16 protein-coding genes are annotated in these 14,781 nt (G+C 62.3%); 9 read left to right on the top strand and 7 right to left on the bottom strand.

From position 1 onward, the window contains the following. Positions 1-16 precede the first annotated feature (16 nt). The gene (locus tag AC0L25_RS07315; protein ID WP_473594868.1) at positions 17-988 is read left to right on the top strand and encodes an ABC transporter substrate-binding protein; all 972 of its coding nucleotides are present in this window, start codon (positions 17-19) and stop codon (positions 986-988) included. A gap of 179 nt (positions 989-1,167) precedes the next feature. Continuing rightward, on the top strand, positions 1,168-1,617 hold the full coding sequence (locus tag AC0L25_RS07320; protein WP_473594869.1) for a CHRD domain-containing protein: 450 nt from the start codon (positions 1,168-1,170) through the stop codon (positions 1,615-1,617). A gap of 41 nt (positions 1,618-1,658) precedes the next feature. Here the strand turns inward: AC0L25_RS07320 and AC0L25_RS07325 are convergent, their stop codons facing one another. The 3 genes from AC0L25_RS07325 to AC0L25_RS07335 all read right to left on the bottom strand — a co-directional run bounded on the left by AC0L25_RS07325 (position 1,659) and on the right by AC0L25_RS07335 (position 5,606). Further along, the gene (locus tag AC0L25_RS07325) at positions 1,659-3,308 is read right to left on the bottom strand and encodes a thiamine pyrophosphate-binding protein (protein WP_473594870.1); all 1,650 of its coding nucleotides are present in this window, start codon (positions 3,306-3,308) and stop codon (positions 1,659-1,661) included. Further along, positions 3,305-4,480, bottom strand: coding sequence for a CaiB/BaiF CoA transferase family protein (locus AC0L25_RS07330; RefSeq protein ID WP_473594871.1), 1,176 nt, complete (start codon positions 4,478-4,480; stop codon positions 3,305-3,307). Before AC0L25_RS07330 ends, AC0L25_RS07325 begins: the two co-directional genes overlap by 4 nt. Positions 4,481-4,670: 190 nt before the next feature. After that, positions 4,671-5,606, bottom strand: a complete 936-nt coding sequence (locus AC0L25_RS07335) for an alpha/beta fold hydrolase (protein ID WP_473594872.1) — start codon at positions 5,604-5,606, stop codon at positions 4,671-4,673. A gap of 207 nt (positions 5,607-5,813) precedes the next feature. Between AC0L25_RS07335 and AC0L25_RS07340 the strand changes: the two genes are divergently transcribed. Then, positions 5,814-6,833: a ribonuclease T2 family protein gene (locus AC0L25_RS07340; RefSeq protein WP_473594926.1), complete on the top strand. Its 1,020-nt coding sequence runs from the start codon at positions 5,814-5,816 to the stop codon at positions 6,831-6,833. 10 nt (positions 6,834-6,843) lie between these two features. Here AC0L25_RS07340 and AC0L25_RS07345 read toward each other — a convergent pair whose 3' ends face one another. After that, positions 6,844-8,139: a GGDEF domain-containing protein gene (locus AC0L25_RS07345; protein WP_473594873.1), complete on the bottom strand. Its 1,296-nt coding sequence runs from the start codon at positions 8,137-8,139 to the stop codon at positions 6,844-6,846. Positions 8,140-8,208: 69 nt separating this feature from the next. Then, on the bottom strand, positions 8,209-8,349 hold the full coding sequence (locus AC0L25_RS07350) for a hypothetical protein (protein ID WP_473594874.1): 141 nt from the start codon (positions 8,347-8,349) through the stop codon (positions 8,209-8,211). Between the two features lie 39 nt (positions 8,350-8,388). Between AC0L25_RS07350 and ettA the strand changes: the two genes are divergently transcribed. From ettA to AC0L25_RS07375, 5 genes are all read left to right on the top strand, one after another. Then, positions 8,389-10,038: an energy-dependent translational throttle protein EttA gene (ettA, locus tag AC0L25_RS07355; RefSeq protein ID WP_473594875.1), complete on the top strand. Its 1,650-nt coding sequence runs from the start codon at positions 8,389-8,391 to the stop codon at positions 10,036-10,038. Between the two features lie 59 nt (positions 10,039-10,097). Continuing rightward, on the top strand, positions 10,098-10,346 hold the full coding sequence (locus AC0L25_RS07360) for a DUF6290 family protein (RefSeq protein WP_473594876.1): 249 nt from the start codon (positions 10,098-10,100) through the stop codon (positions 10,344-10,346). 1 nt (position 10,347) lies between these two features. After that, positions 10,348-10,563 (top strand): type II toxin-antitoxin system RelE family toxin, encoded by a 216-nt coding sequence (locus AC0L25_RS07365; RefSeq protein WP_473594927.1) that lies wholly within the window; start codon positions 10,348-10,350, stop codon positions 10,561-10,563. After that, positions 10,560-11,354 (top strand): trans-aconitate 2-methyltransferase, encoded by a 795-nt coding sequence (tam, locus tag AC0L25_RS07370; protein ID WP_473594877.1) that lies wholly within the window; start codon positions 10,560-10,562, stop codon positions 11,352-11,354. The genes AC0L25_RS07365 and tam overlap by 4 nt, the downstream gene beginning before the upstream one ends. Before the next feature lie 209 nt (positions 11,355-11,563). Continuing rightward, complete coding sequence (locus AC0L25_RS07375; protein ID WP_473594878.1) at positions 11,564-12,685, top strand: beta-ketoacyl-ACP synthase III; 1,122 nt, start codon at positions 11,564-11,566, stop codon at positions 12,683-12,685. Between the two features lie 26 nt (positions 12,686-12,711). On the opposite strand, the gene AC0L25_RS07380 is transcribed toward AC0L25_RS07375, so the two are convergent. Then, positions 12,712-12,990: a DUF1905 domain-containing protein gene (locus AC0L25_RS07380; protein ID WP_473594879.1), complete on the bottom strand. Its 279-nt coding sequence runs from the start codon at positions 12,988-12,990 to the stop codon at positions 12,712-12,714. A 201-nt stretch (positions 12,991-13,191) separates the two neighbouring features. Between AC0L25_RS07380 and AC0L25_RS07385 the strand changes: the two genes are divergently transcribed. After that, entirely contained in the window at positions 13,192-13,809 is a 618-nt protein-coding gene (locus AC0L25_RS07385) for an MOSC domain-containing protein (RefSeq protein WP_473594880.1), read from the top strand. Positions 13,810-13,821: 12 nt separating this feature from the next. Here the strand turns inward: AC0L25_RS07385 and AC0L25_RS07390 are convergent, their stop codons facing one another. Further along, entirely contained in the window at positions 13,822-14,781 is a 960-nt protein-coding gene (locus AC0L25_RS07390; protein WP_473594881.1) for an aminotransferase class IV, read from the bottom strand.

The raw sequence follows: 14,781 nt of genomic DNA on the forward strand, positions 1-14,781 counted from the left end.
TCCAGAGGGTAAAAGCATGAAAAGACTTGTTATCTCGATGCTGGCCGGCGCGATGTCGCTTGCCGCGTTCCAGGCGATCGCCGCAGACAAGGTGACGCTGCAGCTGAAATGGGTCACGCAGGCCCAGTTCGCCGGCTACTACGTCGCCAAGGACAAGGGTTTTTATGAGGCCGAGGGCCTCGACGTCGAGATCAAGCCGGGCGGCCCCGATATCGCGCCCGAGCAGGTGATCGCAGGTGGCGGCGCCGATGTCATCGTCGACTGGATGGGCGGCGCGCTGGCCGCGCGCGAAAAGGGCGTGCCGCTGGTCAATATCGCCCAGCCGTTCAAGAAGGCCGGCATGCAGCTGGTCTGCCCGAAGGACGGCCCGGTCAAGACCGAAGCCGACTTCAAGGGCCACACGCTCGGCGTCTGGTTCTTCGGTAACGAATATCCGTTCTACGCCTGGATGAACAAGCTCGGCCTGAAGACCGACGGCGGACCGGACGGCGTCACGGTGCTGAAGCAGAGTTTCGACGTGCAGCCGCTAATCCAGAAGCAGGCGGATTGCATTTCGGTCATGACCTACAACGAATACTGGCAGCTCATCGACGCCGGCTACAAGCCGGAAGAGCTGATCGTGTTCAACTATTCGGCCATGGGCAACGACCTGCTTGAGGACGGGCTCTATGCCTTGGAGGACAAGCTCAAGGATCCGGCCTTCGAGGACAAGATGGTGCGTTTCGTGCGCGCCTCGATGAAGGGTTGGAAATATGCCGTCGACAATCCCGACGAGGCAGCCGGCATTGTCATGGACAATGGCGGCCAGGACGAGAACCACCAGAAGCGCATGATGGGCGAAGTCGCCAAGCTGATCGACAACGCCGACGGCAAGCTCGACCCGGCGACCTACGCGCGCACCGCCAAGGCGCTGCTCGACCAGAAGATCATCACCAAGGAGCCGACCGGCGCCTACACGACCGCCATCACCGACAAGGCGATCAAATAGGCCGATCGGGTAGAGGCGATCAACCGGGCCTCTACGGCCTGCAATTCTGAAGGGGCGGGCGACCGCCTCTTTTTACTGGGATGTAAAATAGCCGTTACCGGTGGAAACATCCGCTCGCCACAACCGTTGTTCCAGTGCATCCAGCCTCAGCGGATGTCACCGCCACAACGGAGATTTCCATGCGCATGCAATCCTTCTCGCCGATGCTTTCGGCGCTGGCCGTTTCGGCATCCTTCCTTTGCGCTTCACCGGCCTTGGCCGACATGATGAAGATGAAGGCGACGCTCGATGGCGCTCAGCAGAATCCGCCCATCACCACGGAGGGCAAGGGTACCGCTGCTCTCGTCTTCGACACCGCCACGAAACAGCTCACCTGGAACGTGACGTATTCAGGTCTCAGTGGACCGGCGACGGCCGGACATATTCACGGCCCGGCAGCAAAGGGTGAAAATGCCGGCGTCGTCGTCCCGTTCAAGGGCGCTCCGAAAAGCCCGTTCAAGGGGGCGGCGACTCTGACCGACGCGCAGGCCGCCGACCTGATGGCCGGCAAATACTACATCAACATCCATACGGCCGCCCACAAGGACGGCGAGATCCGCGGACAGATCGAGAAGGCGGCGACGATGTAGCCAAGCCCTCTGCCGACGGAAGGGGCGCCCTTCCTATCGGATCACGACCTGTCTCTTATCTGGGTCATCGTGCGGGTCGGTGTGATGGCCTCGGGGTCGAGCCTGATCTCGACGATCGACGGCTTGCCGCTGCCACGCGCGCGTTCGAAGGCTGGGGCGAAGTCGGCCGTCTTCTCGACCGTTTCGCCATGGCCGCCATAGGCGCGGGCGAGCGCCGCGAAGTCGGGATTCTTTAGGTCGGTGGCGACAACACGGCCCGGATACTCGCGCTCCTGATGCATGCGGATGGTGCCGTAGATGCCGTTGTTGACGACGACGACGATGATCGGCAGATCGTACTGCACGGCGGTGGCGAATTCCTGGCCGTTCATCAGGAAGCAGCCGTCGCCGGCAAAGGCGATCACGTCGCGGTCGGGGAACAATTCCTTGGCGGCGACCGCTGCCGGCGTGCCGTAGCCCATAGAGCCGGAGGTCGGCGCTGCCTGCGTGGCAAAGCGGCGGAAGCGGTGGAAGCGATGCACCCAGGTGGCGTAGTTGCCGGCACCATTGGTGAAGATCGCGTCGTCGGGCAGCATTTTTTCGAGATAGTTCATGATTGGCCCCATCTGGACGGCGCCGGGACCGCTTTCGGGCGGCGTCGACCAGTCGAGATAGGCGGCGTGCAGCTTCGGTGTTTCATCCGCCCAGGCTGGCGCGGCAGCCGGCTTGCGCCCGGCGAAGGCTTCGACGAAAGCGGACGGCGAGGCGTTGATCGCCAGCGTCGGCCGATAGACACGGCCGAGCTCGCCGGCGTCGGCATGGACATGCACCAGCTTCTGGTCGGGGTAGGGACTCTTCAGCAGCGTGTAGTCGGAGGACGGCATCTCGCCCATGCGGCCGCCGATCAGCAGCACCAGATCGGCCTGTTTGATGGCGTTGCCCAGCCTCGGGTTGATGCCGATGCCGACATCGCCTGCATAGTTCGGGTGGAGATGATCGAACAGCACCTGGCGGCGGAAGGAACAGCCGATCGGGAGCGACCAGGCTTCGGCGATCGTCCGCATCCGCACGACGGCCTCCGCATCCCAGCGCGTGCCGCCGAGGATGACGAAGGGTCGCTTTGCCTTGCCGAGCAGCTTTTCCAGCGCATCGAGCTCGGCCTCGCCCGGTCGCGTTTCGACCGGCGTGTAGGGCAGGGCAGCAGGCGCTTCGGCCAGGCTGGTCAGCATGTCTTCCGGCAGCGAGATGACGACCGGGCCGGGGCGGCCGGACGTTGCCACTGCGAAGGCCCGCGTGACGAATTCGGGGATGCGCGAGGCGTCGTCGATCTCGACCACCCATTTGGCGATATCGCCGAAGAACCTGACATAGTCGACCTCTTGAAAAGCCTCGCGCTGCTTGGCGTGGCTGGCGACCTGGCCGATGAACAGGATGACGGGAACGGAATCCTGCATGGCGATGTGGATGCCGGCCGAGGCGTTGGTGGCGCCGGGGCCGCGGGTTACGAAGCAGATGCCGGGCTTGCCGGTCAGGCGACCATGGCAGTCGGCCATCATCGCAGCACCGCCCTCCTGACGGCAGACGATGGTGCGGATCGGCGAATCGTGCAGCGCGTCGAGCACCGCAAGGTAGGATTCGCCGGGCACGCAATAGACACGGTCCGTTCCGTTGGCTTCGAGCGCATCGACGATGAGTTGTCCGCCGGTCTTCATTTTCCTGACCTCTCCAGTTCGGCAAGGATTTCTTCGGTGTGTTCGCCGAGGCGCGGCGAGGGCCGCTCATAGACCAGCGGCGTGCCCGACATGACCATCGGCGCCCGCACCGAGGGCAAGAGATTGCCATGGCCGTCGTCGAGGTCGAGCCGCATGCCGCGCGCGATGGTCTGCGGGTCGGCGAACATCTCGCCGATCGTGTTGATCGGGCTGGCAGGCACGCTTGCCGCCTCCAGTTTAGCCAGCAGCGGATCGCGATCGAAGGTCTTTAGCGATTCGACTATATGCTCGCGCAGCTTCGCGCGGTTGGCGACCCGGGCGGGATTGGTGGCGAAATCTGGGTTCGACGACAGCTCGTCCAATCCGACGGTCGCGCAGAATTTAGCGAACTGGCCATCATTGCCGATGGCCAGGATGATATGGCCGTCCTTCACCGGCACCACTTCGTAGGGCGCGATGTTCATATGCGCGTTGCCCATCTGCACCGGCGATTTTCCTGAAACCAGATAATTGAGGTTCTGGTTGCCGAGCGCCGAGATCTGGGTGTCGTAGAGCGCCATGTCGATGTGCTGGCCTTCGCCGGACTTCTCGGCGTGGCGAAGTGCGCCCTGGATGGCGATCACCGAATAGAGGCCGGTGAAAATGTCGGATACCGCGACGCCGGCTTTTTGCGGCTCGCGGCCAGCCTCGCCGGTGATCGACATCATGCCGGCCATGCCCTGGATGATGAAGTCATAGCCGGCGCGCGGCGCATAGGGTCCGTCCTGGCCAAAGCCGGTGATCGAGCAATAGATCAGCCGCGGATTGATCTTGCGCAAGCTGTCATAGTCGAGCCCGTATTTCTTCAGGCCGCCGAGCTTGAAGTTCTCGATCAGCACATCTGAGGTCGCGACCAGCCGGCGCACCGTCTCGGCGCCCTCGGGCGTCGAGAAATCGATGGCGACGGAGCGCTTGCCGCGATTGCAGGAATGATAGTAGGCGGCCGAAAGGTTTTCGCCGTCATGGCTCATGACGAAGGGCGGCCCCCATTTGCGGGTGTCGTCGCCGCCAACTGGGCTCTCGACCTTGATGACGTCGGCGCCGAGATCGGCAAGCATTTGCCCGGCCCACGGTCCGGCCAGGATGCGGGCGAGTTCGATTACGCGGATGCCTTTCAGCGGAGGCTCAGTCATGGATCACCGTGATTGGTCGGAAACGCAGGCTCTAGTTTTCTTTTTATGCATGTCGTTATCCCAAAACCGCTGCGCACTTTTGGGCAACATGCACTATCAATCCCGCGTGCTGCTGTCACGGCTCTTGCAATGGGCCAAACCCATCATGCCAATGTCGATCATGCCAAATCTCGATCATGCCAAATCTCGATCATGTTTGTTTCAGCACGCTGTCGGCCCATGCGGCGAAATCGTCCATGATGATATCTCGATTCACCTCGTTCAGACTTTCGTGGCGGGTCTCGGCGTAAACCTTTGAAACGAGATTCGAAAAACCCATCCTGTGCAGGCGGCGAGCGATATGGCTGACCGCCTTGCCGCCGTCGGTGGCGGGGTCCTTTTCGCCGCCGACCAGGCAGATCGGAAGTGTCTTGCGGATACCGGAAAAATTAATGTCGTCGGCACCGTCGAAGACGAACCCGAACAGGTCGCGCCACATCGACACCGATGCATCCCAGCCGCACAGCGGGTCGGCGATGTACTTGTCGACTTCGGCTGCGTCGCGCGACAGCCAGTCGAACGGCGTCCGGTGATTGGGGACGGCTTTGCCCCAGGCGTGGAACGTCAGTCTAGGCAGCATGCGCGACGGCATATCGGAGCCCAGCCGGAATTTTTCCCAGGCCAGGATGATTCGCGCGGCACGACCGGCGAGCCCAGCGGAAAAATTGGCGTTCCAGATGGCGGCGGCGTGCAGCCGGTTCGAATGATGAAGCATGAAATTCAACGCGACGAGGCCGCCCATGGAATGGCCGAAGACGATGACCGGCAGGCCGGAATGTTCCTTGGCGATCAGATCGTGCACGGCGGCGACATCGGCGATGACCTTGGCGCCGCCATCTGATTGAGCGAACTGGCCGAGCGGCGCATCGGGCGCCTTGGTGGCGCCGTGGCCGCGATGGTCATGGGCGTAGACATGGTAACCGCGCTCGCCCAGAAAGGTAGCGAAACGAACATAGCGTGCGGCGTGCTCGGCCAGCCCGTGATTGATCTGAACAACGGCGCGCGGGCGGCCCTCGGCGCGTTTCACATAAAGGTTGAGCTCGGCACCGGTCGGCGATCGAAGCACGCGCTGTTGGCTGAATGACATTGTCGCTTCGTCTCCAACGCGTTTTCGCGCCTACGGGGCGTTTGTGTGCGCCGACGCCGGTTTTGCGTCAATCCATCGGCAGTGTTTTCGCAGCGCTGTTCTTGCGTCGCAACGCGCGGTATTGCAATTCTGACATGGAGAATTTGATACCGGGAGAGGGCGGCAGTCTGTTGCCGCGGCTTTTTCAGCCGGGGTACTTTCATGCGTGTGCGGTCAGGTCTTGTTTTCGGATTGGCGCTTGTCGCCGCGTCGCTAACGGGTGCTGCGCGGGCCGAGGTCAAGATGAGCGGCTCTTTCGTGGCCGACGCCGCCTGTCCAGCGACGCAGGCCATCAAAAGCGGCAAGAACCCCGGCAGTATCTCGACCGATGCGGGACAGAGCTATGAACTGCTGGCTGGCAACAAGGATGCTCCCACGCATTATCTGATCCGCGTGCCGGAGGCCGATCCGGAGCGCCGTTGGGTGAAGGTCGATTGCGGCCATGTTTCGGGCGGCAGCGCATCAACAATGCCGGCCGCGCCGATGCCGACCGAAGGGGACAAGTCCGCTGCGCCGGCTTCGGGAAAGCCCGAATATGTCCTCGCGCTGAGCTGGCAGCCGGCCTTTTGTGAAACCAAGCCCAGCAAAACCGAATGCAAGGCGCAGAGCGCGGCCGGTTTTGACGCGACGCATTTCACCTTGCATGGGCTGTGGCCGCAGCCGAACGGAAATTTCTATTGCCAGGTGGCAGCGGCCGACAAGGCGAACGACAATCCGGCGCATTGGCAGGATTTGCCGCCGGTCGAGCTCGAGCCGAACACGCGGTCGGAGCTCGATCAGGTGATGCCAGGCACCGCATCCGATCTCGACAGGCATGAGTGGATCAAACATGGCACCTGTTACGGCAAGAGCCAGCAGCAGTATTTTTCCGATGCGCTGAACCTGACGCGCGCGGTGAATGCTTCACCGGTGCGTGATCTTTTCACGCAAAAAATTGGCCAGGATCTGACCTCCGACCAGATCCGTGCCGCCTTCGACAGTGCCTTCGGTCCCGGCGCGGGCGATCGGGTTCGCGTCTCCTGTTTGAACGACCATTCGAGCGGCAGGCGGCTGATCGGCGAACTGACGCTCGGCCTGACCGGCCCGATCGGGCCGAACTCTTCGCTCAGTGAGCTGTTGCTGGCATCAGTGCCAACGAACAATGCGGGTTGTCCGAAAGGCACCGTCGATCCGATCGAGTTCCAGTGACACGGGATGCCTATGCGCCGATGCCGCGCGCTGGCCTGGTCCATGGGGTGAGGCTATCGGCCTCGTGGCCGCCCGGTTCGCCGACGACGCGATCGCGTCCCGTCGATTTGGCCTTGTAGAGGCGCTGGTCAGCCAGCGCAAAGACATCGGCAAGGCAGCGGGTCGTCTCGCTGACGGTGGAGATACCGGCGCTTACGGTGATATCGAACCGGCTGGTGCTTGCGGATGTCTTGACGGCCTGCCTGATGCTTTCGCCAAGCAGCCTGGCGACCGAATGCGACCGTGAGCAGAGGATGGCGAATTCCTCGCCGCCGATCCTGAACACCTGATCCTCGGGACCGGCAACGTCGCCAAGCAGGCCGGCGACAGATTTCAGCACCTTGTCGCCCTCGGCGTGGCCGAAGCGATCGTTGATCGATTTGAAGTGGTCGACGTCGATGATCAAGAGGCTGAGTGGTTTGGCAGTCCGCAGGCTGGCTGCAACGGCCGCTTCGCCGTCGCTGTCGAAGCGTCCCCGGTGCAGCAGGCCGGTGAGGCCGTCGCGGCCGACATGCTCGATCAGCGCCTCATAGCGCTCGCGATAGGTCAGTGTGTCGAAAATGTCGGACAGGCCGCGCGGCGCCGGAATCTGCCGCGCCTCGAACCATTTGATATAAGCGACAAGCATGGTGCTGTAGGCAAGCGCCGCTCCCATCTTGGCGAACCAGCCGCCAAAGAAAACCGCGATCGGCGCGCCGGTGACGAAGTCCAGCGCGATGAAAAATCCAGCCTGGTCGAAAGTCAGCACGCAAGCGACGGAGATCAGGATGCGGGAGAACAGCGCCTTGCGAAGATAACGCCCAAGCTTTTCGTAAAGCAGGATGATCAGGATGGCGTCGACGAAGAGCAGCGTCGTGCCCCACACCATCAGCCAGCCCATCTGGTCGATGAAACCGATGTCTGGAAGGTTGCCGTTGGGAAGCGGTGCGATCTCATGCAGGCGCAGGACCAGCACAAGCCCGATCATCAGGGCATTGCCGAGCAACAGGCCGTAAATCGGCTGCCGGACGGTTGCCGCGTCCTCCTTGATATAGAGCAGCAGAAGCATCACCAGCTTGCCGGAAAACAGCACCGCGGAACCGGGCGAAACCATGCCGAACGGCAGGGCGACATAAAAGACGCTGGCGAGGTAAGTCTCCAGAAAATGCATGACGCCGAGCGCACAGACGAACACGCCGAGGCCGATGCGGTTCCTGAACCGGAAAAGCGTGACCATGACGCCGAAATAGAGAACCGCTTCGGCAAGGAGCAGGAAACTGTTCAGCACGATCCGATCTCTCTGCAGAAATCGCGGCTTGCCGGCGATTCCCAATCCAACACCTTTGGCGCGGAATGGTTAACCCGAGCTTTCGCCGGACCATGCAGCGAACCAAAGCGGCGACAGTTCGATGATCGTCTTCGGCCCGAAGGCAGGTTCGAAATGCCAAAACAGTTTGCCGTTCGGCGCGGCATCGCCTACATAGCGCTCAACTTCCATTCAATCCGACATCCAGTCGACTTTTCAGGGAAAGCGCGCGTGGCACGCCAGTTCATCTATCACATGGCCGGCCTCAACAAGGCCTATGGCACCAAGAAGGTGCTCGAGAACATCCATCTCTCCTTCTACCCCGACGCCAAGATCGGCATCCTCGGCCCGAACGGCGCCGGCAAGTCGACCATCCTCAAGATCATGGCCGGCATCGACAAGGAGTGGAGCGGCGAGGCGTGGCTGGCCGAAGGCGCCACCGTCGGTTACCTGGCGCAAGAGCCGGCACTCGATGCGAGCAAGACCGTGTTCGAGAACGTCATGGAAGGCGTCGCCGCCAAGACCGCGATCATCGAACGCTACAACGAATTGATGATGAACTATTCCGATGAGACGGCCGATGAGTCGGCCAAGCTCCAGGACGAGATGGACCGGCTGAACCTGTGGGACCTCGAACAGCAGGTCGAGATGGCGATGGAAGCGCTCGGCTGTCCGCCCAAGGAAGCCGACGTCACCAAGCTGTCGGGCGGCGAGCGCCGCCGCGTAGCACTCTGCCAGCTCCTGCTGCGCCAGCCCGACCTTCTGCTGCTCGACGAGCCGACCAACCATCTCGACGCCGAGACGACGGCGTGGCTGGAAAAGCATCTGCGCGCCTATCCGGGCGCGGTGATGATCATCACCCACGATCGCTACTTCCTCGACAATGTCACCGGCTGGATCCTCGAGCTCGACCGCGGCCGCGGCATCCCCTATGAGGGCAACTACACCAAATATCTCGAAGCCAAGGCCAAGCGGCTCAAGCAGGAGGGCCGCGAGGACGATGCACGCCAGCGGGCGATCGGCCGCGAGCGCGAGTGGATCCAGTCCAGCCCGAAAGCCCGGCAGACCAAGTCGAAGGCGCGCATCCAGGCATTCCAGGATCTATTGGATGCGGCCGACAAGCGGCGTCCGAGCGACACGCAGATCGTCATTCCGCATGGCGAGCGGCTCGGCAATTTGGTGATCGAGGTCGACGATCTGTCGAAGGGCTTTGGCGATACGCTGCTGATCGACGATCTCGAATTCAAGCTGCCGCCCGGCGGCATCGTCGGCGTCATCGGCCCGAACGGCGCTGGCAAGACCACTTTGTTTCGCATGATCACCGGCCAGGAAAAGCCGGATGCCGGCACGATCCGCGTCGGCGAGACGGTCAAGCTCGGCTACGTCGACCAGAGCCGCGACGCACTCGACCCGACCAAGACCGTCTGGGAAGAAATCTCGGGCGGCGCAGAAGTGGTCAAGCTCGGCAAGTTCGAGGCCAACACCCGTGCCTACTGCGCGTCGTTCAATTTTCGTGGCGGCGATCAGCAGCAGAAGGTCGGCAATCTGTCCGGCGGCCAGCGCAACCGCGTGCATCTGGCCAAGATGCTGAAGACCGGCGGCAACGTGCTGCTGCTCGACGAACCGACCAACGATCTCGATACGGAAACGCTGGCCGCACTCGAAGACGCGCTGGAAAACTTCGCCGGCTGCGCCGTCATCATCTCGCACGATCGCATGTTCCTCGACCGGCTGGCGACGCATATCCTGGCCTTCGAAGGCGACAGCCATGTCGAATGGTTCGAGGGCAACTTCGAGGATTACGAGCAGGACAAGATCCGCCGGCTCGGCCCCGATGCCGTCAATCCGCACCGCATGACGTACAAGCGGCTGACAAGGTAGGGTCTCGTTTCGTTGCAAGCGACCGTCGTTTGACCTAAATTGATCGGATGGAGCTGCCCATGATCACGGTCAAATTGCCGCAAAAAGCCGAGAAGCTGCTGGCCGATATGGCCAAGGCCAGCGGCCGTACGATCGATCAGGTCGCAGTTGAAGCGATCCTCGAGACCATTGAGGATTGGCAGGATCCCAGGATTGCGGAGGAACGCCTGAGGGATGACGACGGCACGCGCATTCCGTTGGACGAACTGATCCGGAAGCTTGAGCTTCGCGAAGTCGAGGAACGGCGCAAGAAACCTGCCGCTGAATGAATTGGCGTGTCGAGTTCACGCCGGGAGCCGAAAAGGATATCGAACGGCTTTCAACGGAGCATCCAATCCAAGAGCACTTGCCAAGCGCCTGACCCCGACCAAGCAAGAGGCTTGGCGTTTTCGCGTCGGCGACTACAGAATCATTGCCCAATTCGAGGATAGCCGGCTTGTCGTGCTGGTTGTGGAGGTCGGCAACCGTCGCGAGGTCTATCGATGAACAGCACTGCCGCAAAAGCAAAACCCGACTGGTCCGCCGCCCAATATCTCAAATTCGAGGACGAGCGCACGCGGCCGGCGCGCGATCTCGTCGCGCAGGTGCCGGTGGAGGCACCGTGCCGGGTGGTCGACATCGGCTGCGGGCCGGGCAATTCAACGGAATTGCTGGTTGAGCGCTGGCCGAGCGCGCAGGTCAGCGGCTTCGACACCTCGCCTGAAATGATCGAGAAGGCGAGGGCACGTTTGCCTGATGTGACCTTCGAGCTGGCGGATGCGGCGGCGTGGCTGCCCGAACAGCCGGTCGACGTGATCTTTGCCAATGCGGTGTTCCAGTGGCTGCCCGAGCATCCGGCGATCTTCCAGCGGCTGATGGGATTTCTGGCGCCGGGCGGCGCGCTTGCCGTGCAGATGCCCGACAACATGAGCGAGCCGTCGCACCGGCTGATGCGGGAGACGGCGGTCGAAGTGCCGTTTTCCGAAAAGCTCGCGGGTGCTGCGCGCGAGGCGTTGCCGCCGGTGTCGTTCTACTACGATCTTTTGTCGCCGTTCTCAGACCGGCTCGACATCTGGCACACCGCCTACAATCATCCGCTGGCCGGTGCCGAAGCCATCGTCGAATGGCTGAAGTCGACCGGGCTGAAGCCGTTCCTCGATCCGCTCGACGAGGACGAGCGGCGGCTTTTCCTCAAGCGCTACACCGCCAGAATAACCGAAGCCTATCCGAAGACGGCGAACGGCAAGGTGCTGCTGCGCTTTCCCCGCCTCTTCATCGTCGCGCGGCGATCCGCTTAGAAACGGAGCCACACCGAGAGGCAGTGCCTGGCGGCGCTTGACCCGGTTTCACCACCATGCGCATTTCAGCCACGCAAGGTCGTGGTCTTTTGCCTCAGGCACTTGATTTAAGCCGGCGTAAACACCCACCAAGTACGAAAAACAGTTGCGCCCAGTCTTCGCGGCGCCCACATCAAGCCGCAACGCTGCGCATGGGGACGAACTGAAAAATGCATCGCGTCATCATCAGCGGCATCGGCGTTGAAATCCCCGAGCCTTCGATCACCAATGAAGAACTGGTCGACAGCTTCAATGCCTGGGTCGACATGGAGAATGTCCGCCGCCAAGCTTCCGGCGAGACGCTGCTGCAGAAATCGGACAGCGCCTTCATCGTCCATGCTTCGGGCGTACAGACCCGCCATGTGATCGAGCGGGAAGGCATTCTCGACCCGACCCGCATGGCGCCGCGCATCCCGGCGCGGCCCGACGATGCGCTGTCGCTGGAAGCCGAGTTCGGCATCGCATCGGCCAGGAAAGCGCTCGACCATGCCGGCCTGGAGCCTGGGGATATCGACCTGGTGATCTGCTCGGCCTCGCATCACCAGCGGCCCTATCCGGCGATCGCCATCGAGATGCAGCAGGCGATGGGCACGAAGGGCGCCGGTTTCGACATGGGCCTTGGCTGCTCGTCGGCGGCGGCGGCATTGCATATTGCGGTCAATCTGGTGCGGGCGGGCGCACACAGGCGCGTGCTGGTGACGACGCCCGAGATCATTACCGGCCATCTCAATTTCCGCGACCGGCAGACGCATTTCATCTTCGGCGATGCTTCGGTCTCAATGGTCGTCGAGGGGCTTGCCCAGGGCGACAAGCGCCCGGGACGCTTCGAGGTGCTCGACACGCGGACCTGGACGCAGATGTCCAACAACATTCGCACCAATCTCGGCTATTACACGCGCACCGCCCAAGACGATCCTTATATGATCAATCTGGAAGGCAACCTGATCAAGCAGGTCGGCAACAAGGTGTTCAAGGAGGTCACCGTCGCCGGGCACAAGTTCATCGTCGAATTCCTGGCCGAGCACGGGCTGACGCCGCAAGCGATCCGGCGCTTCTGGCTGCATCAGGCCAATGCACGGATGAACGCCATGATCCTGAAGCTGTCGTTCGGCCACGAGGTCGGCCATGACCGCGCGCCGATGGTGCTGGAGCGCCTCGGCAATACCGCGGGCGCCGGCGCGATCGTCGCCCTGGCGGAGAACCACGCCGACATGAAGGCCGGCGACTATGGCCTGCTCTGCGCCTTCGGCGCCGGCTATTCGATTGGCGGGGCGCTATTGCGCATGCTCTGATGTATTCTGGCGCGAACGGCCCAGCATTAGTTTAGCCGCTCAACGAGAGTGATCGTGATGCTGTCACCCGATTGCTTCCCGATCGCTTTGAGCAGGTCGGCCTTGAGAGGTAACTTGTGTCTGCCGTCGCCAAGAGCCATGAAAGAGCTTTGGAAGGGTACGCCGTCAGCAGTCGCCCGAACCTTTACCAAGCCTCTGGTCCCAAAGAAATCTGCGGACTCGGGCCAAACCACGTAGGTCCAACCGCCCTTGGCAGGACTCTTCTGAATCGTCACTTCTAAGGATTTGTCGAGTGTGCGTCGCATCGTCATTCTCCGAGATGGCTATATCTCTAGGACGCGTGGTCGTCGGTGATTCCGACACAATGCCGAGTCATTCGCCCACACGGCCTAGAAGGCGCTGGTATAATCACATCAGTCTCGTTGATTGGAGCATTAGCGCTTTCGACTGGACCTGAAGAGCTCGCTCCGGCTAATTGCGTCGCGTCACGCAAGGAATGAAGCCCCATGCTGGATCTCTTCCCCGAGGTCGAAAACCCGGTCGAAATCATCCCGGCGCGGAAACTTGCCGCGCAGGTGGCCGCGCTTTACGTCGCGCCATCAGATCATTTCGAGACCCGCGCGGTGGATGAATTGCGGCTCGGCTTCGACGGCATCGACGGCGATTTCCACGCCGGCGCGACGCGGCGTTCCGGCGGGCGAGAGCCCTGGTATCCACGCGGCACCGAGATGCGCAACGAGCGGCAGCTGTCGATCGTGGCGGCGGACGAGTTGGCGATCGTCGCCCGGCGGATGGGCATCGCCGAGATCAAGCCGGAGTGGATCGGCGCCAATCTCTTGATCGAAGGCCTGCCGCATCTCTCCATGCTGCCGTCCGGCACGCTGCTGTTTTTTAAGGGCGGCGTCACCATCAAGGTCGACGCGCAGAACGGACCTTGCCGCATCGCCGGGCGATCGGTCGCCAAAAATGCCGGAATGGCCGACCATGAGGCCGGCGCATTGCTGTTCCCGAAGACGGCAAAGCGGTTGCGCGGGCTCGTTGCCTGGGTCGAAAAACCAGGCCGCATCACGACCGGCGAGGAGATTTCGGTGCGTGTGCCCGAGCAGTGGATCTACCGGGCCTGAGGCCGGGATGGGTCAGGGATAGCGCACCGCGCTCGACCAGGCCGGGTCTTCGTGCTTCTGCCAATAGATCGCCATCAGGCGCTTGGTAATCGCGCCGACCTTGCCGTCCGCGACCGCAACACCGTCGATCATCGTCACCGGCATGATGCCGCCGGCGGTCGAGGTGATGAAGACCTCGTCGGACTGACGAAGTGCGGCGACGCTGACATCGGCCGCTGCGACGGCAAGCCCTGCCTCGGCGCAGAGATCGAAGACGGTGCGGCGGGTGATGCCTGGCAGCACGCCGACAGCCGGCGTCGACAGCTTACCGTCATTAATGCAAAAGACGTTGAAACCGGGTCCTTCCGCGACATTGCCGTTGAAATCGAGGACCAGCGCGGTCTCGGCGCCGCGGTCATAGGCGTCGTAGAGGCCTCGCACCAGGTCGAGCCAGTGATAGTTCTTGATAGCCGGGTCGATCGAACCCGGTGGGATGCGCACCTTGTCGCTGATCGCCACATGCAGGCCACGCTGCAATTGCTCGGCATTGGCGACCGATCCGAAGGGAACCGCGAAAGCCATGAAGCGGTTAACCGCGTCGCGCGGGTCGCGGCTGAAGGTCGGCGAGGCACCGCGCGTGCACAGCATCTCGACATAAGCGGCGCGATGACCCGACAGCGCCACGCAATTTTCGAGGATATCGGCTACGCCATCGCGGTCGAACGGGATCGTCATGCGCAGCTTTTCCAGCCCGCCGAAGAAGCGATCGAGATGGAGGTCGAGGCGGAAGAAGCGACCGTTCCAGACATGCACCGTGTCGTAGGTGGCGTCGGAATGCAGGAAGCCCCAATCCAGCACCGAGATCTTGGCTTGCGACATCGGCAAATATTGCCCGTCCAGGAAGGCAACCCCGTCCGGATAGGAGTGCGGGTCTATGTGACGGGCGGAGAGCGCGGGCAGTGGTTCGGCATGCGGATCGATCGACTTGCTCAT

It is taken from the genome of Mesorhizobium sp. WSM4813, assembly GCF_055811555.1.